The sequence below is a fragment of the Neobacillus driksii genome (assembly GCF_013409995.1).
Classification (GTDB): domain Bacteria; phylum Bacillota; class Bacilli; order Bacillales; family Cytobacillaceae; genus Neobacillus; species Neobacillus driksii.
Window position 1 is genome coordinate 258,691 of sequence record NZ_JACCBX010000002.1, and the last position, 18,703, is coordinate 277,393.

An 18,703-nucleotide genomic window follows, 5' to 3' on the forward strand; every position below is an offset into this window, starting at 1 on the left:
TATTCCGGTTAACTGCTTTAAATAAGACAAATTACAAGGATTTTGATACAATAAGCGGAAAAACTCCGTTTATTTTTAAGGAAATATGGGTATTTCCCAATTTAAACGGAAATTCTCCGCTTATTTTCAAACACAGTGAAATCAACATTCTTTTTAAACAGATCCTAAATAAAAAAGAATATCAGACACCCTATTTGGCAGGGTCTGATATTCTTTTTTTATTGCAACTATCATTCTCGTTATTATCTCAAGGTTTTCAATGCACCGCTCCACGCGTTAACTTGGTCAAGCATTAAATTGACATTATCAAGATGTAAATCAGCTGGCTTAAATGTTGTAAAGTTTTCGAAATCAGTAAATAAAGATAATGTTGGGTGAGTCTTCACATCTGCAATGAATAATTCTCCACAAATACCTCGTAAATGTTCAGCTGCACGAGCACCACCCGTTCCCCCATAGCTAACGATACCTGCCGCTTTGTTATTCCAAGCTTCACGCTTCGCAATATCAAGCGCATTTTTTAATGCTCCAGTAATACTGTGATTGTATTCCTGAACAATAAATACGAATCCATCCAAACTGGCAACTTTTTCACTCCAAGCTGCTATTCCAGGTTCTGTCCCATCGGTTGTTCCCAAAAAAGGCAAATTGTAATCAGCGATATCAACAATTTCATAATTGGCATCTCCACGTTTGTCAGCGATTCCTTTTACCGACTCTCCAACTTGAGGGCTCACTCGCCCCTGCCGAGTGCTTCCTAAGATAATTCCAATATTTAATTTCTCATTTGTCATGATTTCTTCCTCCTTGCTCTAATAAAAAGAACTGTTTTGGATTAGTCCACGATATTTAAATTGTTTCAGATAGTTGGCTAACAATTTGGTTCAAAGCTTCTTTCATCAGTATGACATGGCGTTTGATACGCGACATTCGTATTATTTTAATAAAATTTGTAACGCTTCTTTCACAGAAGTTGGTTTGCGACCTAGAAGCATTTCTAAATCAGAAAGTGGAGCTTCTAATCCACCTTCACGAATTCCATTTTGAATCATCACTAGCATTGATACAAATTCTTCTGGCACGCCAGCCTCTTTTAGCATTTTTGCATGAGCTTCAGAATCTACGGCTAATAATGGAATTTCTTTACCTGTAACCTCATTAACTGCATCAACGAATTGTTGTTGTGTTAAGTTTTCACCTGATAATTCGTATGCTTTATTATCGTGTCCATCACCTGCTAACACATTGGCAGTGGCTTCACCTAAATCTGGACGATAGACCCAAGCTACCTTCCCTTCTCCTGCCGATGTAACCCAAGGTGAGCCATTTAAGCATTGTTGAATGGTACCTAATTCGTTTTCAACGTACCAGTTGTTACGAACGAATACATATGGAATACCTGATTCTTTAATGATGTTTTCACGTTCACGGTGAGGAGCAGCTAAAACGAAATCACTCACATCTGCACGTGGTGCACTTGAGTAAACCAATTGGGATACACCAGTCTCTTTCGCTGCTTCTACAGTATTTTTCTGCTGTTGGATTGCTGTTTCCATAACAGGTACTGTTGAAACTATGAAGACACGGTCCACACCACTGAATGCTTCAACTAATGTTTCTTTTTTCTCAAAATCTGTTAAGCGAACTTCAATACCTTGTGCTTCGTATACCTTTGCTTTTTCTGATTGTGGATCACGTACACCAGCGATAATATCTGAAGCAGGTACTTTCTTCACTAAATTTCCAACGATATTTGATCCTAATTTTCCTGCTGCACCTGTAACTAATATTTTCATCTTCTTTTCCTCCAAAAAAAATTTTTATATTAAATTTCCCTTTTAACCCATCTTGGTAAAAATGAAATTTTTACGCTAAATAAAGATAAAGTACAACAAACGATAGAATAGCTAAGAATAGAATCATAGACGTATCCTTAAAGGAATCTTTTACTCGAATATGTGTAATAATGCCACCTACACCTGTAATACCGAGTAAAAGTGATCCTGCCATGGCTGAAGTTGAATACCAATATCCAACGATTAAAAGCACAGCCCCGGCTAATTCAACAAGCCCTGTTACAACTCGAAACCATTGTGGCAATTTCCAATGCGTAAATGCCTCCACATGCATTTTAGAACCTGTAACTTTCCCGAATCCAGCCATTAAAAACATTAAAGCAAGAATTCCTTGTAAAACATAAGTTAAAATTTCCATCCTTCTTCCCCCCTTTTTTTGTTCTTTTTTATTTTTCTATAACAAAGCCATCATCCAGATTTACTTATTTTGATAAAGCTCTGCGAACGATTGGTGTTACTTTGTTTGCCAGTAGATCAATTGCTTTTTCTACTCTGGCTAATGGCTGACCACCCATATCAAATTGTCCCATAAAGCGCGAATGTCCAAATAGTTCATGCTGGTACAAGATTTTTTCTGCTAGTTCTTCTGCACTGCCAACGGCTAAAATTTGCCCAGGTGCTCGCTGAGGCGTCAATTGCTCCGCTGATGTATGGTAGTGCGGATAACCACGATCTTTTGAAAAGTAGTGAAAATATTGATTGTAGTGCGGAAGAAATTCGGTAATGGCTTGTTCTCCTGTTTTGGCGATATACGAATGCCCTGTCACAGAAATTTTTAACTTGGATACATCATGACCTGCTTCTCTTGCGGCTTCCCAGTATAGGTCTGCTAGTGGTTTAACAGATTCTGGACGGCCACCTAACAAGCCAAGGGCCATATTTAATCCAAGTCTTCCTGCACGAACGGCACTGGCAGGAGTACCCCCCACACCAATCCAAAGCGGCAGTTTCTTTTGAACAGGTCTAGGTGCAATTTGTGCACTTCGAAGAGGGGAACGGAAATTCCCTTGCCAACTGACAACTTGCTGCTCCTGCAATTTCAAAAATAAATTCAGCTTCTCTTCAAACAATTCATTGTAATCATTTAAACTTGCTCCAAAGAGAGAGAATGATTCTAAAAATGCCCCACGACCTAAAATAATCTCGGTGCGTCCGTTCGATAATAAATCTAGTGTGGCAAAATCTTCGTAAACACGAACTGGATCAGCTGTACTTATAACAGAAAGCGTGCTGGTTAGTTTAATGTTTTTTGTCTCCCGTGCTATCGCTGCAAGCAGCATGGCGTAGGAGGATGTGACAAAATCGAGACGGTGATGTTCGCCAACACCAAAAATATCAAGTCCTGCTTCATCCGCCATTTTTGCCATTTGGATAATCTCTTCTATTCTAGATTGAGCAGTTCGACTATTCCCATTGGCATCCGGTATTCGTTCGCCTAATGAATAGACTCCAAATTCAAATTGTTTCATTCCCTTGCCCTCCTAGTTATTAAATACGATTGGCATTTTATGAATCCATTCGTCTTTCGTCGCAGCGTCCAGCATACATTTCGCTGCATGATAACGAGAGACACTCATCTTACCTTTCGTATCTCCAAATGATATAGAATACCCATTTCCATTTGTTTTGGCATTCGGATCAATGATGCGCACAACAGTCCAATCTAGCTTAGAGTTTTTAAGCAATTTCTCTATTGCTTTCATTTCAGCGTACCCAGCAGGAAAGAATAGTCTTGGCATAACACTCGGCATCACAGTTATAAGCTGTTTAACGTCTTCCTTTGCGGAGATGCTAGGTGTTGCAAGCGTAATGAACCTTTCCGGTCCGAACTCTTCCATTACAGAGATAATGGCTTTATGGGCTTCTGCTATAGGGAGGTCTGAAACTTTTCGTTTCATTGACATTGCTGGCCCAAGGGCACTTAAAATAGCATCTCTTCCGATGATGGCTTCTTTTAATTTTTCTCGGTCTGTTAAAGCCCCGACTACAATTTGCAGTTTTTCATGTTCTATATTTAAAGCATTAGGTCGTCTCGTATAGGCTGTAACCTCATGTCCAGCCTCAAGTGCAAGATTTACAAAAAGTTGACCAATTTGCCCATTTGCTCCAAAAATCGTTATTTTCATTTTCTTCACCCCAACATCTTTTGTTTAGACAACATTTGTTGTAAAATTAATATATCAAGTTGGTAAACATTCAACAACCAACAAAATAACAGCTATATTGTTTAAACAACATATTGATAAAAATGTCTAAAAAATAGGAGAAAAATCTATGGAAAAACAAATTGACCCCCGTATTCTCCGTACCCGTAAGCTCATTATGGATGCGTTTATACAGTTATCGATGAAAAAAGACTTTAAAGACATCACCATTAAAGATATTACAACGGCTGCCACGGTTAATCGTGCAACCTTTTATTCTCATTTCATTGACAAATATGACTTGCTTGAAAAGGTATTAAGTGAGAGTGTGATGAGGGAAATCATTCAAGAAGTTAGTACACACGAGGTAATTAATCAAGAGACAATTGAGGCTATATTTTTATCGATCATAAAGTTCCAATCATCTATCAGTAACCAATGCCGGCGAAGTTATGAGGCATTTACACCACAAATAGAAACGATTTTTAAAAAAGAACTTGAGGCATTTTTTTCGGAGTGGGCAAAAAAGCAATGGCCGAATCAAAACAAATCCGAAATAGAGGTCTTTGCGGTGATGTTAAGCTGGGCACTTTATGGAGCTGCAATGCATTGGATGCAAAATCAAACCACACAACCAGAAGATTACGTAAAGCAATTAATGCCTTTCATAATAAATATTGAAAATGATAAAACAATATAATAGAGTCCGTTTTTTATATAAAACAGCTTTCTGATAACAATATAAAAGCAGTGTATTTCATATGAGAAATACACTGCTTTTATATGGTCTTTATACTTGCTTTTTGCTATGTGGGACCTCACAAATGGTGCTGGTATTCGTTCACTTCCTTGTTACTTTTGCCATAAATTTTACTAATTCACGATCTTGATTTGTATAATCATTCTCTGACCATTTGTTTTCCTTCTCTTTATGAAGAGCAGTGGTCTGTTCGTTTGTAAAAATTTACACATTGTCGAATTGGACTAAAAAATTTACGAAGGCGCATAGTAAAAATATTACCAATAAAAAGATACGAGGAGTAATAGGATGAAAAACAAATGGAAAATCACCATTTTGACTATTTTTCTTTTAATAGGATTGTTAACAGCATGTAATGCTGAGAAACGAGACGCATTAAATCAGGATGATGATGTAAATTTCCGTCCTGTTCGTTATGAACGTAAAACCAATGAAAATGAGAGCAATAATGATTATAAAAACCGCGAAAACAGTCGATTCCCACACAATAAAAACCCTAATCGTACAAATGATTAAATGAAAAAAGGCAATGAGCGTGGATTTAATAAAAACCGAAGTGGAATAAGACTTTGAATATAAGTACGGCTTTGGGAGGAGGAAAATAATGACCAGTCATATCAAATCAGAATTATCATTATTAAGTGAGCTCTTCTTTTCAATCTTGTTAACAGCATGTATAGCCATCTATTTATACAAGACATTTGAGACTTTTCCCTGGCTGCCCTTTATTGGAATTCCTATAGGGTTAGCGATAATGGTTGCTTGTTGGGAGAGGAAAAAACACAGTTGGAGTATGTTTATTACTGGTTTAATAATTAGCAGTATTATTTGGTCAATTGTATTCAATTGGTCCTCTCTTCTAGGTATATTTCATTAAAAAAACTCGTGGAGGATTTAACATGAAAAAAATATGGGCTACTACTGGAATCAATATCATTTTAGCAGGTTTTCTTGTATTTTTGCTCTTTAATTACGAAGGAACTCCACATGCAGGCAAAGCTGTTGAAAAAACGGCAGACGGCAAAACAGACACTTCAGCAAAAGCAGAAGAAATTGCTAGTACCTCTTGTATAACATGCCATGGAGACAATCTACAAGGTGGAGCAGGTCCTGCTTTAAATAAAATTGGTACAAAGTATGCCCAAGGTGATATTGAGAATATTATTAAAAACGGAAAAGGAGCAATGCCAGCGGGGGTCATTACACCAGAAGAAGCAAAAATCGTTGCAGCATGGTTAGCACAGAAAAAGTAATCATTTAACAAACGATTCCGCACAGTAGAAAAAAGGCACCGAATGGCACCTTTTATCCTGTTTTTTTCATTAAGTATTTGATTTTGTCTACTACGGATTTTGGATGTGGTGTGCTGTTGATGAGCAGCAGCAGTTGGATGATGACGACAGGCAGAAAGGTTTCTCTGTAGGCAAGGTACTTAGGTTCCCATCCGGAGGCGAATTTGCTTTTGAATTCTTTGAGTCCTTTGAAGTTATACAATGAATTTCCATGCAAATAGGCCAATCTGAAGAACTTTTCACTTTGGAAGGAGTATTTGCAATCTCCTACATTTGAAAGCGGCGCCATACCTAAACTACAATTCTGGTACCCGTTTTCTTTCGCCCATTTAAAGATATGAATGAATAAAACATCCATCGTTCCATGTGGGCTTTCTGGTACTTTTCTCATTAAGTCGATCGTAAGCGAATTTTTGTGGTCACTTGCAAGTGTCGCAAAAGCAAGAACTTTCCCTTCTGGATCATTTAATAGAGCAACCGGAAAACAAGAAACATATTCCTTACTAAAAGAGACAACCGAGAATCCCTTCTCTTTCTGATTTCCAAGCCAAGCATCTGAAATTTCCTTTAACTCAGAAAGGATAGCTTTTGAATACGGTGGCATGATTACGCTAAACGTATAAGAGTTACGGATAAATTTGTTTAGTCTAGTTCGTAATTTAGCTCCCTGCTTGCCCTCAATCGAAAAGTTATGAAGATTCACAACTCCTTCTTCCCCTAACTTTAAGAATCGATAGCCTGTATCATGATACAAATGCATGAAACGCGGGCTGATTTGGTAGAATATTGGCTTAAGCCCATTACTTACTCCGTATTCTTGAAATTCTTTAATAGACTTAGGAATCAATGACTCTGGACCTATCGGGTCTCCTAATACGACTAGTTTATTACCTATCCTCTTATAAACAATTAGTACTTGTTCTTCCACCGCCCAATATACATCCTTATCCTGTAACAAAATTAGATGAGATACATGATTACCGCCATTGTCTTCTAAGAATCGAATCACACGTTCTAATTGCAAGTCTATGTTACTTGCTGTTAATTTATTTTTAGCATTTAGCTTATTTATTTTATAAGAATTTAAAAAAATAAAAATCAGAATTGGAAAATACCATAATGCGGTATCAAACATGCAGGCACTACCCCCTAGTATAGTTCACCTAAATAAAGATACCATAATTATAGACTGATATGAATATTGATTTTTCCAATTTAAGAATAATAGATAACAACTCTATATGAAATTAATTACACAGTCAACCAGAGGTGTATATCATTGGTGATTTTTTAAGAAGTGACATGCACCATTTACTTTAAGTTAGCAAATATGCCAGTTGCTTTTGCCACTAGTTCGTTCTGATCGTTGTAGATATCACAGTCGAGGTGATTAAGGGTCCTTCCCTTTTTGATGAGGTGGGCTACTGCAGTGAGGAATTCTCCTTTTGCTCCTTTTAGGTAAGTTGTTTTGAGATCAACTGTTACGACCGATTGAAGAGAGTTTTCGTCTTCATCAAAGGTATTACATGTATTGCCCATTGCTAAATCTGCCAACAAGCTGATAATCCCACCTTGAACATACCCTACAGTATTTAACAGCAAAGGCTGAATAGGCAAGGTTACTTTCAGATTACTATCACTGATTTTTTCATATTTACATTTGAGTAAATGATCAAATGGGTTTTTTATATACTTTGTTTCCACCTTCATCACCCCAAAATAGAATCTAAAAAACTAGGCCGAATCTATAAAAATATAGAATTCGACCTTTCTACAACTGTCCGCCTCAGGTGGACACTGTCCACGGGCGGTGACAGGCACCATTTAATATTCGTAGAATCCGAGGCCGGTTTTTCTGCCGTAGTGTCCTGCTCGAACCAATTTTCTTAATAGGGTGGCTGGGCGGTATTTGGAGTCGGCTGTTTCTTGGTAGAGTGTGTCTAATACCATGAGCATGACGTCGAGCCCAATCATGTCAGCGAGTGCTAATGGTCCGATTGGGTGATTGGCTCCTAGTTTCATTCCTAGGTCGATATCTTCCTTGGTTGCTACGCCTTCTTGAAGGACGAAAATGGCTTCGTTTATCATTGGCGCTAATATACGATTTACAGCAAACAATGGCGCTTCATTTACTGTTATTGATTTCTTACCAAAGCTTTCACATAAATCTTTAGCAATCAAATAGGTTTCATCAGATGTATCATTGCCACGGATAATTTCGACTAGTTCCATTAGCGGTACCGGGTTGAAAAAGTGAGTTCCGATTACCCGGTCTGCCCGTTTCGTAGCTGAGGCCATCTCGGTAATACTTAATCCAGATGTATTGGAGCAAAAGATTGCTTCAGGTTTACAAATCTGATCAATGTTCCGATACAACTCTTTCTTTTTCTCCATATTCTCAATGATAACCTCAAAAACTAAATCCGCCGCTTTCAAATCGTCCAATCTAGTAGTTGCTGTAAAACGATCTAGAATGGTCTCAACAGTGTCAGTAAGTTTCCCCTTTGAGGAAAGCTTCTCCAAACTCTTTCTGATTACACCTAAACTTCTTGTTAAAAAATCTTCTTGAATATCCGATAAAATGACTTGGAAACCTTCGCAAGCTGCAATCTGAGCGATACCCGATCCCATGCTCCCGGCCCCAATCACACCGATTGTTTTAATAGACATGTTACACCCTCCAAAAATTAAATTAAATCCCTTTAAATTCAGGTGTCCGTTTTTCCAAAAATGCATTCACACCTTCTTGCATATCTTCACTTGCAATCAGATGGGCTTGAACCATAGTTTCTTGTTCTAAAAATGCCTCCCAAGGGAGCTGTGCCGAATGGTTCAACATTTTCTTCACGTATCGGTTACTTAAAGGGGGACCATTCAAGATTACGCGGGCAAATTCACTTGCTTCCTGAAGTAAATCACCATCAACGACCTTATTAACAATTCCCCATGCCTTAGCCTCTTCTACACCTAAAATCTTTCCGGTAACAATCCATTCCTTGGCAATGGCAGTGGGCACTCGTTCAGATAGTAACTTGATTAAGCCCAAATCTGGAATGACTCCAATATTCACAAAGCTTAAGCCAAACTTAGCAGACGAGTCAGCGACAATGAAATCTGAAGCAAGTGCAAGGCTAAACCCGGCTCCGGCTGCATAACCATGAACAGCAGATATCACATATTTATCTATATTCAAAATTACTCGAGTTACATTTATCGCTTTATCTAAATAAGAGGCAATTTCACTTTGTTTTGTAAATTGCTGAATCGTTTCTAAATCTCCTCCAGCGCAATAGGATTTCCCTTCACCGGATAAGACAACCACTTTCACCTCTGGGTTTTTATCCAGGCTAACCAGCGCTTCTGTTAAGTCCTCTACTAAATCAGTAGATAAAGAATTTAACTTTTGAGGACGATTGAGAAAAATAGAACCAATTCCGTTCTCAATTTTTACAATTATAGGTTGAGTCATGGTTATTACTCCTCAATAAAAATTTATTTTCCTTGAAACAATGGCTTTTCCTTCGCTAAAAAGGCTCTCGCGCCTTCCTTTTGATCATCAGTGGAACAAAGGCTTCTAAATTGAACGGCCTCAAGTTCTAATGCTTCATCCATCGGCAAATCAAGTCCCAGGGTAATTGCCTTCTTAGCAGCTTTGATAGCCAGTGGTCCCTTTTTCTGAATCTTGGCCGATAAAGTATGTGCCCGACTTAGTGCTTCTCCAGCTGGAACGAGAATATCTACCAAGCCAATTCGGTATGCTTCACTTGCTTCGATATTATCCCCGGTAAAAATAAGCTCTTTCGCTTTACCAGCTCCTACTAATCTAGGTAAACGCTGCGTTCCCCCATAGCCTGGAATAATTCCTAAATTCACCTCGGGTTGTCCGAATAATGCTTTTTCACCGGCAATGCGAATATCGCATGCCATCGCTAGCTCGCAGCCAGCTCCAAGAGTAAATCCTTCAATAGCAGCGATTACTGGTACTTCAAAGTTTTCAATCTTATTAAAAATCTGGTGGCCACTTTTCACAAGGTCATATCCTACTTGAGGAGTCATATCAATAAACTGTTTAATATCCGCACCGGCTACAAACGCTTTGTCACCACCACCGGTAATAATAACAGTTTGAATATTAGAATTTCCCCTAACGACTTCCAAAGTTTGATCAAGCTCTTCCATAATCTGTGCACTAAGCGCATTTACAGGTGGATTTTCAATCGTAATCACAGCTGTCCTATTTTCAATATATAATTTTACAAAAGTTGTCTTTAACATCATCAATACCCCCTTCATTCTATGAAAAATGAACTCTATTAACTGAATAGACCCGTCTTGGTAAACTCGTCGATTTGCTCCTGAGAGTAACCAAGATTTTTCATTACCACTTCTGTATTCGCTTCTGATAGCGGGATACCTGTGTGACGATACTCTGGAATGGACTCAGAAAACTTAATCGGATTGGCAATCTGTTTTACAGATGTCCCATTAGGACCAGGTATTTCAACCACCATCCCTCGTTCTTCAACAAGAGGTCCCTCTAATACTTCAGCTAGTGAAAGTACCGGCTCAACGCAGGCATCCACAGTATTAAATAATTCGATCCATTCATCTAATGCCTTCGTTTTAACAATCTCACGAACCTCTTCTTTGATTTGAGCCACATTTTCTGGTTCCACTCCTCCTACAGCCAGCTCAGGTCGACCAATCGTTTGACAAAAGGCCTTGAAAAATTGTGGTTCCACGCCACCGAAACTAAGATATCTACCATCTTGCGTTTCATAGTAGTCATAAAGAGAGCCTCCATTGAGAAGGTTTTCCTCCATCCCAATTTCCTTACCATTTACCAGATAGCTAGCACCCTGCATAAATGAATTAAATGCAATCATTCCATCAGTCATCGAAACATCGATATACTGACCCTTCCCAGTTCGCTCTCGATAAATCACTGCCGAAAGGATTCCAATAATTGCATTGTTAGAACCAGAAGCAATATCAGCAACTTGTATTCCAATCAATGGTGGCCCTGATTCTTTCTTTCCTGAATAAGAAGCAACACCAGACATGGCTATGTAGTTAATGTCATGACCTGCACGGTCCCGCATGGGTCCTGTCTGACCGTATCCTGTTAACGAGCAATAAATCAATCTAGGATTTACTTTTTTAAGACTCTCGTAATCAAGGTTCAGTTTCGTCATCACACCTGGGCGGAATTGTTCGATAATAATGTCGTATTCTCCTAACAGCTGATGAATCACGTCTACCGCGCGAGGATCTTTTAGATTGAGGGTCATAACCTCTTTGTTCCTGCTCAATTGTGCAGATACAGCCGAAAGCTCTGTTCCAGGCAGGAAAGGAGGTAAGAAATCAACAACATCGGGCCTCGTTCCCGATTTAATCCTAAGGACTTCCGCTCCCAAATCAGCCAAACACATGGTGGCATAAGGGCCCGGAACCAATGTACTAAAATCTAAAATTTTTAAACCTTCTAATGCTCCAGACATTTTTTTCTCCTTTCATTTATCCTTGTATTTTGTTTATTTCGCTGGTAGTTGTGCTGCACCGTCTAGCATAATCGTGGTTCCATTTAAATAAGGATTTTCAACAATATGTCTAACCATAGCTGCATATTCAGATGGTTTGCCCAGCCTCTTTGGAAAAGGTATATGCTGTGCTACTTCTTGTTTAAAGGATTCAGGCATTCCACTAGACATTTGTGTATCGAACAGACCTGGGGAAATAGCGACAATTCGCATTCCATAATCCCCAATCTCTCGGGCAATTGGAAGTGTCATCCCGACCACTCCTGCTTTTGACGCACTATACGCCGCTTGTCCAAGCTGACCGCCAAAGGCTGCTGCAGAAGCAGTATTTACAATAACACCTCTTTCCCCGTTTTCATCAGGTTCATTCTTCAACATTTCTTGAACCGCATATCGAACGACGTTCATCGTGCCGATTAAATTTACTTGGATTACCTTATTAAACTTATCCATAGGAAAAAGTCCTTTCTTAGAGTGGACCTTCGCACCATAAATAAGACCGGCACAATTGACTGCTACGTGAATCCCACCAAATGTGTTTGAGACGGTTTCCAAAGCTTCCCTTACAGAATTTTCATCACTCACGTCTGTCGTGCAGAAAACAACAGATTTACCAAGTTCTCTCGCAAGATTTTCTCCTTGGTCTTCATTGATATCTAAAATTCCGACTTTTGCGCCTTGTTCCACAAACAGCCTAGTACAGGACTCACCAAGACCCGATGCCCCGCCGGTTATGATAAACACACGATTTTCAATTTTCACTTTTATCTCCCCTTAATAGCCCTTAAATTCAGGTTTACGTTTTTCTGCAAACGCTTTTAGACCTTCTGCTAAGTCATAGGAGCGAACATGCTGCCTTAAATGAAGCATTTCATGTCGCAATGCTTCGTCTTGAGTTTGATCAACCGATGCGTTGGCAACTTCCTTCATCCGGTGGAGTACCAATGGACTTTTAGCAGCTAGCTTTTCAACAAAGTTTTCGACTTCCTCCACAAGCTGACTGTCAGGTACAACCTTATTCACCAAACCAAATCTCACCATTTCTGCAGCTGATAGAAAATCACCGCTAAAAAGAAGATATTTAGCTCGATTAAGCCCGATTTTCTTTGGTAATACCGCCGCTCCACCCGCACCTGGAAAAACGCCAAAATTAGAATGAGCGTCCCCAATCTTGGCGCTTTCAGCCGCAAATACGATATCGCAGCACATCACAAGCTCCAGACCTCCTGCAAGAGCTAACCCATTTACTGCCGCTATCACAGGTTTTGGCATTCTACGAAGAAGACCTGCTATCTGATCGAACATATCAAGAAAGTCCTTCGACCCAGGCTCTGTATTATTTAAAGAAGAAAGGACATTTTTAAGATCCGCCCCAGCGCAAAAGGAAGATCCTGCGCCAGTTAGAACAACAACCTTAATACTGCTATCTTTTTCGCATTCTTTTAATACACTCGCCAACTCACCCAGCATCGTGGATGATACAGAATTCATATTTTTTGGACTATCTAAAATAATCCAAGCGCCGGCACCGCGACGCTCAAATTGAATCGTTTCATAGTGCATAACATTCTCCTTTCCAAAAAGAGGAACTAGTTTTTGTTTAATTGATAATTCTGAACGGAACAGCTGCCGCAATCTTTAGCTGGTGCACGAGATTTATCTAAGTCTTGCTCCTCTTCTACTTTTTTCCGTATTCCTGTAGCAAAGTCATTCGCAAATAACGCTGCCCCCAAAGCACCGATGATCTGAGGTTCTTCAGGTATAAAAATAGACACACCTAACGTTTTTTCTAACGCTTTCACCAATCCAATATTTTTAGCGCCTCCACCTGTCATCATTACTGGCGACTGCATTCCAACACGGCCAACCAATCCTTTCATTCTCCCTGAAATCGCCTTATGCATACCAGAAAGAATGTCTACCGTTGAATGACCTTCCGCCACCAGAGAAATTACTTCGGACTCAGCAAATGTTGTACACATTGAGCTAATTTTGATATCCGCATCTGATTGCAGCGACAACTCGCCAATTTCAGTTAATTCGACGTCCAAAGCTCGTGCCAGTACTTCAAGAAATTGTCCAGTTCCAGCAGCACATTTATCGTTCATCGCAAAGTTTTTAATATTTCCTGATGGATCGACCGCTATTACCTTGCTGTCCTGACCGCCGATATCAATGACTGTTTTTACCTCAGGATAGAGGTAGTTGGCTCCCTTTGCGTGACAACTAATTTCCGTTAAATTCTTTCCTGCAATTTCTAACCTTTTTCGTCCATAACCAGTGCTAACGGTATAAGCGATATCATCGAGAACCAATCCCGCTTTTTCCAATGCCTCATCAATCGCCATCATGACAGCTTTTTGGCTAACAAAGCCGAGCTGTTTGACGCTATGAGAAACAATCCGGCGATTTCCATCAATGATTACTGCTTTTCCTGTTAAGGACCCGCTATCCACACCCATTGTATAAAAGGAAGAACCATCACTTTTCGATGTCATCTTACTCTCTCCTTCATCTTTCTGTTTTTCCCTTAGGGATTACCTATCGAAATTTTCACCTGTCCGGGAACCATTGTCCCGGACAGATTTACCGTTAATTATCCTCTGCTTTTCTGCGCCTCGAGACTTTCAATCAATGCTTCAATGCGAGTATTTACCAGTTCTTCCTTGTAGAAGGAATCGTCAACCATGTCTCCCTCAAAGGAAGTAGATTGAATGCCCATCTTTTTATTTAAATTTTCAGCTAATAGGAAATGTGAACGAGAGAAAGAGCGGCAAGTTCTTGCACCATGGAAGACAATACCGTCGATGGAATAATCTTTGGAAAGTGTCATCATTCGCTCTTCGGTAATCGGGTAGCCAAGGTTAAGCTGACATTCCAAATGATTAATCGCGATTCCTCTTAATGGGTGTTCAGGATCGATTGTGTCAGGCTCGTGCCAGAAGGCCATGTGCGTATATCGACCCGCAACAACTGTGGCATCATAGCTTGCAAACTTATCTGCCATCCAGCCCAGCTTATTCCAGTTCATAATTCCTTCCCAGAAAATACGGTATTTCTCATTCGGAACTGCACTTACACCATTGTCGAGTCTCTCTTGAACCTCGTCTTTAACAGCTTGCATTGCTTCCACCGTTCCTGGCCATGCAGTGAGATAATTAACAGGTGCAATTTGAATCGACCAATCAAAGAAGCTCGCAGGTGCCGGTTTTGCCTTACATAGTTCCATCGCTTCCATCCGAAGCTTTCCAACTTTTTTCGTTACACCCATTAACTCTTGGAATTTATCCCAGTTAAATGGCTTTCCGCTTACTACCTCTAAAAATTTAATTAAATCTTCAAACTGTCTAACAACGTATTTTACGTTTTCCTCAAATTCTTCACCTTTCATGTAGGTAGAACCGTTACGCCCCATATGATAAGGAATAACAACATTGAACCAAGGGATTTTTTTACCAAAAACACGCTCGATTGCCCAATCCCACTGTGGTCCAGTGGAACAGCCTGGGTAACAAGTAACAATCGCGTCTGGTGCTGGGATTTCAGTCGCAATTGGACCTGGATTTAAATCATCCGGTACACCTAATTCAGCGAACATCGCACAACCCATTTGTGTTCGCGCATAGGAACAAAGTTCACGATTAAATCCCTTGTTCTCAGCAAAGGTTTGCGGTTCTTTTTCCTCATGTCTTGCCGCAACACGGGCACCGTACCCTTCCCCGTGAATCCAAGCCATATCCTGAGCAGCCATAAATGGGCCAATTGGCAGACCAGTTGTATAAACGACCTTTTTACCGGTCTTCTTGGCATTAATCAGATCCTCCCAATATTCATTAACAAGCTTATTCACCAATTTTCCTGACTTTAATCGATTCGCTCTTTTCGCTTCCTGTACTGCCATCTATCATCATTCCTCTCGATTTTGTTTGCTTTATATAAATATCCTAAACAGCCATTTCAACAAAGGCTTCTAGTCTAGTTTTTATGGTTTCGATGGAGTCTAATTCGTGTGAGATTTCTAGGAGTAGGTGTGGGATTCCAGCTTCTTGCATGGCATCTTTAATATCTGGGTAGAAGAACATATGTGGTTCACAAAATTGTGCCATCACGATGACAAGTTGGTCTGCCTTATACTTTCGCATAGAATCAACGAGGTATTGAGGCCAATCCGTTTTAGGGTCACATCTTGTAGGACAAGGGACATTCGTATTTTTATCAATATAATGAGCAGCAATGGCTGCAAGTGGCTCTCTGTCCTCAGCGATATTATCACTGATATATCTGTAGCCGTGGAAAAGGTCATCTCCTACGACAACAGCACCGGATTGTTCTACAAGTTCTAATATTTCGTTTTTCGGTGCGCCGCAGAAGCTACCAGACAAGAAGACACGCACACCTTCTTCTTTGATAGAATCCTTCTTAGCTTGAAGCTTTGGAAGCAGACTCTCTAAAATTTCGTTATGCTCTTCCTTCGGCATGACCATGCTAGACTTAATAATCGATAACATGTCACTAGAAGTTAGCAGTGACGGATGTAATGATTTTAACTCGTAAATTTTCCTAATTAGGCTGCGGTTTTTGTTATAAATGCGAATGCTATTTAGGATGTCTTCATTACTAATCTCTTTATCTGCAAATCTTTCAATATCTCGTTTTAATTCTTTCAATCCTGTAACTATATCTCCATGTGTCCACGCCTGATTGCCAACAGGCAAACGGAAGAACATGTTATTGACCTTTGGAAGAAGATTTCCTACCACTTCTGCACCACCGACGGCTTGGATACAATAATCTCCACCGACAAAACCATCTAAAAAATCTAATTCTCCCTTCGCTGCTTGATCGACGATACTGCGGGTCGGACCACAGAAATAAGCGGGATAATAGGCGTGCCCAGTAGTAATCGGTTCCTCTTTTACTTGAAGGACAATCGGTAAGACGCCAGCTGCATGTAGTAACTCCTCAGGAAAGTGCATGATGTAACAGCCGATAATTTTGGATCCGGATTCCATTTTCCATTCTTTTGCTCTCTCATAGGGGTCCCCTGCTACTTGGGCTAATTTAGTTAAAATTTCATCTGATGATAAATTTTGGTACATAATCGTGTTCCCTCCTATATTTAAAAGAAAATGATATTTTACCCTGCAAATGAAAGGCCGCCGTTAATGCTTAAGGTTTGACCTGTTATTCTGTCAGATTCAGGTGAGGCAAAGAAAAGCGCAGCCTCTGCAACATCCTCCGCATTAGGTAAACCAAGCTTCGCACGGTCGACAGCTTTCTGAAAAACATGACTTGCTTCTGTAGCCATTACGGCTTCAAATCCTGGCGTGTCTTGAATAACCGTTAAACAAAGAGCATTCACGCGAATTTGCCAGCGAGCAAACTCATTTGCCAACGCTTTGTTCATCAGTACAAGACCAGCTGCTGCCGATCCGATTAGTGATTCTCTCGGGGTCGCAATTCTTCCTGCGTCAGAAGTAATGATGACAATCTTCCCATAATTTTGCTCTCTCATATGGTCAAGCAATGCCCGGATTGCATAAAGCCTAGACGATTGTTGGCTATTTAAGCAGCCGTCATAATCATTTGGGTCTAATTCGTGAAAGAATTTTGCATATTGAACGGTTGCACCGCCATTTGCTATTAAAATATCAATCTTTCCCATTTCATCAATAGCACGGTCAGCCATCTGTTTGACTGAATCGTAGACAAACAAGTCACATTCTAAAAATATTGCACGTCTTCCCATTTCTTCTATTTCCGCAACCACTTTGTTTCCAGCCTCATGATTTCTGCCGCTAACTACTATATCTGCTCCACTTTTTGCAAGCTTTAATGCCGTTGCTTTACCAATTCCATTTGTTCCGCCTGTAACTAATGCCACTTTACCTTCAAGATTTGTAATCATGATTTTCTCCCTTTTTTAGACAAGATTTAATATTCAGATATTTATATAGAAACTAAGACTGGAGTACACGTCCGATGGCCATTACTTCTGCCTCCTTCGTTCCTTCATAGATTTCAAGAATTTTCGCGTCTCGGTACCATTTTTGGACATTGTATTCCTCCATATATCCGTACCCGCCATGAATTTCGATCGCCGCATTAGCGCAAAAAACTGCTGTCTGTCCACCTAAGTATTTTGCCATTGCCGAAAGCGTAAAATCAGGTTTTCCTGAATCAACAAGCCATGCTGCTTTATAGACGATATTTCGAAGTGCCTCAACCTTGACGGCCATTTCCGTTAATTTTGTCATTGTCGGTTGGTAGCTTCCAATCGGATTACCAAAGGCGTATCTTTCTTTTGAGTATTTGACCGCTTCATCGAGGCAAGCCTGAGAAATACCCAATGCCTGAGCAGCAACCATCATCCGAGTAATATCAAAGAAGTGCATAAGCTGTGGGAATCCTTTTCCATCTGTCCCAACTAGATTGGACTGGGGGACGCGGACATTTTCAAATGAAATTTGTGCCGTATCACTGGAACGTATTCCTAACTTGCCATGAAGCTTACTTCTGGTAATACCCTCAGTATTGGCATCAACGATGATTTGCGAGAAGCGCTTATGTCTTTTTTCATCTGGCTGGGTAATCGCCTGCACCACCATAAAATCACTTACTGTACCATTTGTGATGAAGATTTTGCTTCCGTTAATAATGAAATCATCTCCGTCACGAACAGCCCTTGTTTGATACCCTGCCGCGTCCGTTCCGGCATTAGGCTCGGTGAATGCTCCTGATGAGACCCACTCGCCACTGCACACCTTAGGTAAATACTTTTGCTTCTGTTTCTCGGAGCCGTATAGATATAATGCTTCACATCCGAAACTTGCTGTGATAATATTCGTTCCAATTCCCATATCTACACGGGATAGCTGTTCTGTAATGATGGCCTGGCCTAATATCCCCATCCCAGCGCCGCCATACTCTTCAGGTATCCATGCTCCAACGAGACCTAATTCTGCAGCTTTTTTTACAATTTCAGGAGTATATTTCTCTTCTCTATCACATTCCGCAGAATGTGGAGCAATTTCATTTGCTGCAAATTTATAGGTCATATCCTTTAACATCGACAATTCTTCTGTTAAGTTATAATCCACAGTTCAAAACC

General features: G+C 40.0%; 22 protein-coding genes. 4 read left to right on the plus strand and 18 right to left on the minus strand.

The features are described from left to right. Positions 1–242: 242 nt before the first annotated feature. From F4694_RS04485 to F4694_RS04505, 5 genes are all read right to left on the minus strand, one after another. Complete coding sequence (locus F4694_RS04485; RefSeq protein WP_179595699.1) at positions 243–794, minus strand: NADPH-dependent FMN reductase; 552 nt, start codon at positions 792–794, stop codon at positions 243–245. Positions 795–935: 141 nt separating this feature from the next. After that, positions 936–1,796 carry an SDR family oxidoreductase gene (locus F4694_RS04490; protein ID WP_179595700.1) on the minus strand — a complete coding sequence of 287 codons (861 nt, stop codon included), beginning with the start codon at positions 1,794–1,796 and terminating at the stop codon, positions 936–938. Between the two features lie 70 nt (positions 1,797–1,866). After that, on the minus strand, positions 1,867–2,214 hold the full coding sequence (locus F4694_RS04495) for a DoxX family protein (protein WP_179595701.1): 348 nt from the start codon (positions 2,212–2,214) through the stop codon (positions 1,867–1,869). A gap of 64 nt (positions 2,215–2,278) precedes the next feature. Further along, the gene (locus F4694_RS04500) at positions 2,279–3,325 is read right to left on the minus strand and encodes an LLM class flavin-dependent oxidoreductase (protein WP_179595702.1); all 1,047 of its coding nucleotides are present in this window, start codon (positions 3,323–3,325) and stop codon (positions 2,279–2,281) included. A 12-nt stretch (positions 3,326–3,337) separates the two neighbouring features. Beyond that, positions 3,338–3,982, minus strand: coding sequence for an SDR family oxidoreductase (locus F4694_RS04505; RefSeq protein WP_179595703.1), 645 nt, complete (start codon positions 3,980–3,982; stop codon positions 3,338–3,340). Positions 3,983–4,130: 148 nt separating this feature from the next. Here F4694_RS04505 and F4694_RS04510 point away from each other — a divergent pair, with 148 nt between their 5' ends. From F4694_RS04510 to F4694_RS04525, 4 genes are all read left to right on the plus strand, one after another. Beyond that, the gene (locus tag F4694_RS04510; protein ID WP_179595704.1) at positions 4,131–4,700 is read left to right on the plus strand and encodes a TetR/AcrR family transcriptional regulator; all 570 of its coding nucleotides are present in this window, start codon (positions 4,131–4,133) and stop codon (positions 4,698–4,700) included. 348 nt (positions 4,701–5,048) lie between these two features. Continuing rightward, entirely contained in the window at positions 5,049–5,276 is a 228-nt protein-coding gene (locus F4694_RS04515; protein ID WP_179595705.1) for a hypothetical protein, read from the plus strand. A gap of 88 nt (positions 5,277–5,364) precedes the next feature. Continuing rightward, positions 5,365–5,637: a hypothetical protein gene (locus tag F4694_RS04520; protein WP_179595706.1), complete on the plus strand. Its 273-nt coding sequence runs from the start codon at positions 5,365–5,367 to the stop codon at positions 5,635–5,637. A gap of 22 nt (positions 5,638–5,659) precedes the next feature. Next, the gene (locus F4694_RS04525; RefSeq protein ID WP_179595707.1) at positions 5,660–6,013 is read left to right on the plus strand and encodes a c-type cytochrome; all 354 of its coding nucleotides are present in this window, start codon (positions 5,660–5,662) and stop codon (positions 6,011–6,013) included. A gap of 52 nt (positions 6,014–6,065) precedes the next feature. Here the strand turns inward: F4694_RS04525 and F4694_RS04530 are convergent, their stop codons facing one another. The 13 genes from F4694_RS04530 to F4694_RS04590 all read right to left on the minus strand — a co-directional run bounded on the left by F4694_RS04530 (position 6,066) and on the right by F4694_RS04590 (position 18,692). Then, positions 6,066–7,187, minus strand: a complete 1,122-nt coding sequence (locus F4694_RS04530) for a phosphatidylglycerol lysyltransferase domain-containing protein (protein WP_179595708.1) — start codon at positions 7,185–7,187, stop codon at positions 6,066–6,068. A gap of 176 nt (positions 7,188–7,363) precedes the next feature. Beyond that, complete coding sequence (locus tag F4694_RS04535) at positions 7,364–7,756, minus strand: PaaI family thioesterase (RefSeq protein WP_308806274.1); 393 nt, start codon at positions 7,754–7,756, stop codon at positions 7,364–7,366. Between the two features lie 120 nt (positions 7,757–7,876). Further along, the gene (locus F4694_RS04540; protein ID WP_218895513.1) at positions 7,877–8,722 is read right to left on the minus strand and encodes a 3-hydroxybutyryl-CoA dehydrogenase; all 846 of its coding nucleotides are present in this window, start codon (positions 8,720–8,722) and stop codon (positions 7,877–7,879) included. Positions 8,723–8,744: 22 nt separating this feature from the next. Continuing rightward, positions 8,745–9,521: an enoyl-CoA hydratase/isomerase family protein gene (locus F4694_RS04545; protein WP_179595710.1), complete on the minus strand. Its 777-nt coding sequence runs from the start codon at positions 9,519–9,521 to the stop codon at positions 8,745–8,747. Positions 9,522–9,544: 23 nt separating this feature from the next. Then, positions 9,545–10,327: an enoyl-CoA hydratase/isomerase family protein gene (locus tag F4694_RS04550; protein WP_179595711.1), complete on the minus strand. Its 783-nt coding sequence runs from the start codon at positions 10,325–10,327 to the stop codon at positions 9,545–9,547. A 38-nt stretch (positions 10,328–10,365) separates the two neighbouring features. After that, complete coding sequence (locus F4694_RS04555; protein WP_179595712.1) at positions 10,366–11,553, minus strand: CaiB/BaiF CoA transferase family protein; 1,188 nt, start codon at positions 11,551–11,553, stop codon at positions 10,366–10,368. Between the two features lie 33 nt (positions 11,554–11,586). Next, positions 11,587–12,354: an SDR family NAD(P)-dependent oxidoreductase gene (locus F4694_RS04560; protein ID WP_179595713.1), complete on the minus strand. Its 768-nt coding sequence runs from the start codon at positions 12,352–12,354 to the stop codon at positions 11,587–11,589. A 12-nt stretch (positions 12,355–12,366) separates the two neighbouring features. Continuing rightward, positions 12,367–13,155 carry an enoyl-CoA hydratase/isomerase family protein gene (locus F4694_RS04565; protein WP_179595714.1) on the minus strand — a complete coding sequence of 263 codons (789 nt, stop codon included), beginning with the start codon at positions 13,153–13,155 and terminating at the stop codon, positions 12,367–12,369. A 26-nt stretch (positions 13,156–13,181) separates the two neighbouring features. Then, complete coding sequence (locus F4694_RS04570) at positions 13,182–14,090, minus strand: acyl-CoA dehydratase activase (RefSeq protein ID WP_179595715.1); 909 nt, start codon at positions 14,088–14,090, stop codon at positions 13,182–13,184. Between the two features lie 98 nt (positions 14,091–14,188). Next, positions 14,189–15,493 (minus strand): 2-hydroxyacyl-CoA dehydratase subunit D, encoded by a 1,305-nt coding sequence (locus tag F4694_RS04575; protein ID WP_179595716.1) that lies wholly within the window; start codon positions 15,491–15,493, stop codon positions 14,189–14,191. Between the two features lie 43 nt (positions 15,494–15,536). Beyond that, entirely contained in the window at positions 15,537–16,691 is a 1,155-nt protein-coding gene (locus F4694_RS04580; protein WP_179595717.1) for a 2-hydroxyacyl-CoA dehydratase subunit D, read from the minus strand. 38 nt (positions 16,692–16,729) lie between these two features. After that, positions 16,730–17,500: an SDR family NAD(P)-dependent oxidoreductase gene (locus F4694_RS04585; RefSeq protein ID WP_179595718.1), complete on the minus strand. Its 771-nt coding sequence runs from the start codon at positions 17,498–17,500 to the stop codon at positions 16,730–16,732. A gap of 52 nt (positions 17,501–17,552) precedes the next feature. Further along, positions 17,553–18,692 carry an acyl-CoA dehydrogenase family protein gene (locus tag F4694_RS04590; protein WP_179595719.1) on the minus strand — a complete coding sequence of 380 codons (1,140 nt, stop codon included), beginning with the start codon at positions 18,690–18,692 and terminating at the stop codon, positions 17,553–17,555. Positions 18,693–18,703: the final 11 nt, after the last annotated feature.

Excerpts from the sequence above, each read along its gene's own strand:
- F4694_RS04485 (WP_179595699.1), bottom strand. The coding sequence starts at position 794 with ATGACAAATGAGAAATTAAATATTGGAATTATCTTAGGAAGCACTCGG.
- F4694_RS04490 (WP_179595700.1), bottom strand. The coding sequence starts at position 1,796 with ATGAAAATATTAGTTACAGGTGCAGCAGGAAAATTAGGATCAAATATC.
- F4694_RS04495 (WP_179595701.1), bottom strand. The coding sequence starts at position 2,214 with ATGGAAATTTTAACTTATGTTTTACAAGGAATTCTTGCTTTAATGTTT.
- F4694_RS04500 (WP_179595702.1), bottom strand. The coding sequence starts at position 3,325 with ATGAAACAATTTGAATTTGGAGTCTATTCATTAGGCGAACGAATACCG.
- F4694_RS04505 (WP_179595703.1), bottom strand. The coding sequence starts at position 3,982 with ATGAAAATAACGATTTTTGGAGCAAATGGGCAAATTGGTCAACTTTTT.
- F4694_RS04510 (WP_179595704.1), top strand. The coding sequence starts at position 4,131 with ATGGAAAAACAAATTGACCCCCGTATTCTCCGTACCCGTAAGCTCATT.
- F4694_RS04515 (WP_179595705.1), top strand. The coding sequence starts at position 5,049 with ATGAAAAACAAATGGAAAATCACCATTTTGACTATTTTTCTTTTAATA.
- F4694_RS04520 (WP_179595706.1), top strand. The coding sequence starts at position 5,365 with ATGACCAGTCATATCAAATCAGAATTATCATTATTAAGTGAGCTCTTC.
- F4694_RS04525 (WP_179595707.1), top strand. The coding sequence starts at position 5,660 with ATGAAAAAAATATGGGCTACTACTGGAATCAATATCATTTTAGCAGGT.
- F4694_RS04530 (WP_179595708.1), bottom strand. The coding sequence starts at position 7,187 with ATGTTTGATACCGCATTATGGTATTTTCCAATTCTGATTTTTATTTTT.
- F4694_RS04540 (WP_218895513.1), bottom strand. The coding sequence starts at position 8,722 with ATGTCTATTAAAACAATCGGTGTGATTGGGGCCGGGAGCATGGGATCG.
- F4694_RS04545 (WP_179595710.1), bottom strand. The coding sequence starts at position 9,521 with ATGACTCAACCTATAATTGTAAAAATTGAGAACGGAATTGGTTCTATT.
- F4694_RS04550 (WP_179595711.1), bottom strand. The coding sequence starts at position 10,327 with ATGTTAAAGACAACTTTTGTAAAATTATATATTGAAAATAGGACAGCT.
- F4694_RS04555 (WP_179595712.1), bottom strand. The coding sequence starts at position 11,553 with ATGTCTGGAGCATTAGAAGGTTTAAAAATTTTAGATTTTAGTACATTG.
- F4694_RS04565 (WP_179595714.1), bottom strand. The coding sequence starts at position 13,155 with ATGCACTATGAAACGATTCAATTTGAGCGTCGCGGTGCCGGCGCTTGG.
- F4694_RS04570 (WP_179595715.1), bottom strand. The coding sequence starts at position 14,090 with ATGACATCGAAAAGTGATGGTTCTTCCTTTTATACAATGGGTGTGGAT.
- F4694_RS04575 (WP_179595716.1), bottom strand. The coding sequence starts at position 15,493 with ATGGCAGTACAGGAAGCGAAAAGAGCGAATCGATTAAAGTCAGGAAAA.
- F4694_RS04580 (WP_179595717.1), bottom strand. The coding sequence starts at position 16,691 with ATGTACCAAAATTTATCATCAGATGAAATTTTAACTAAATTAGCCCAA.
- F4694_RS04585 (WP_179595718.1), bottom strand. The coding sequence starts at position 17,500 with ATGATTACAAATCTTGAAGGTAAAGTGGCATTAGTTACAGGCGGAACA.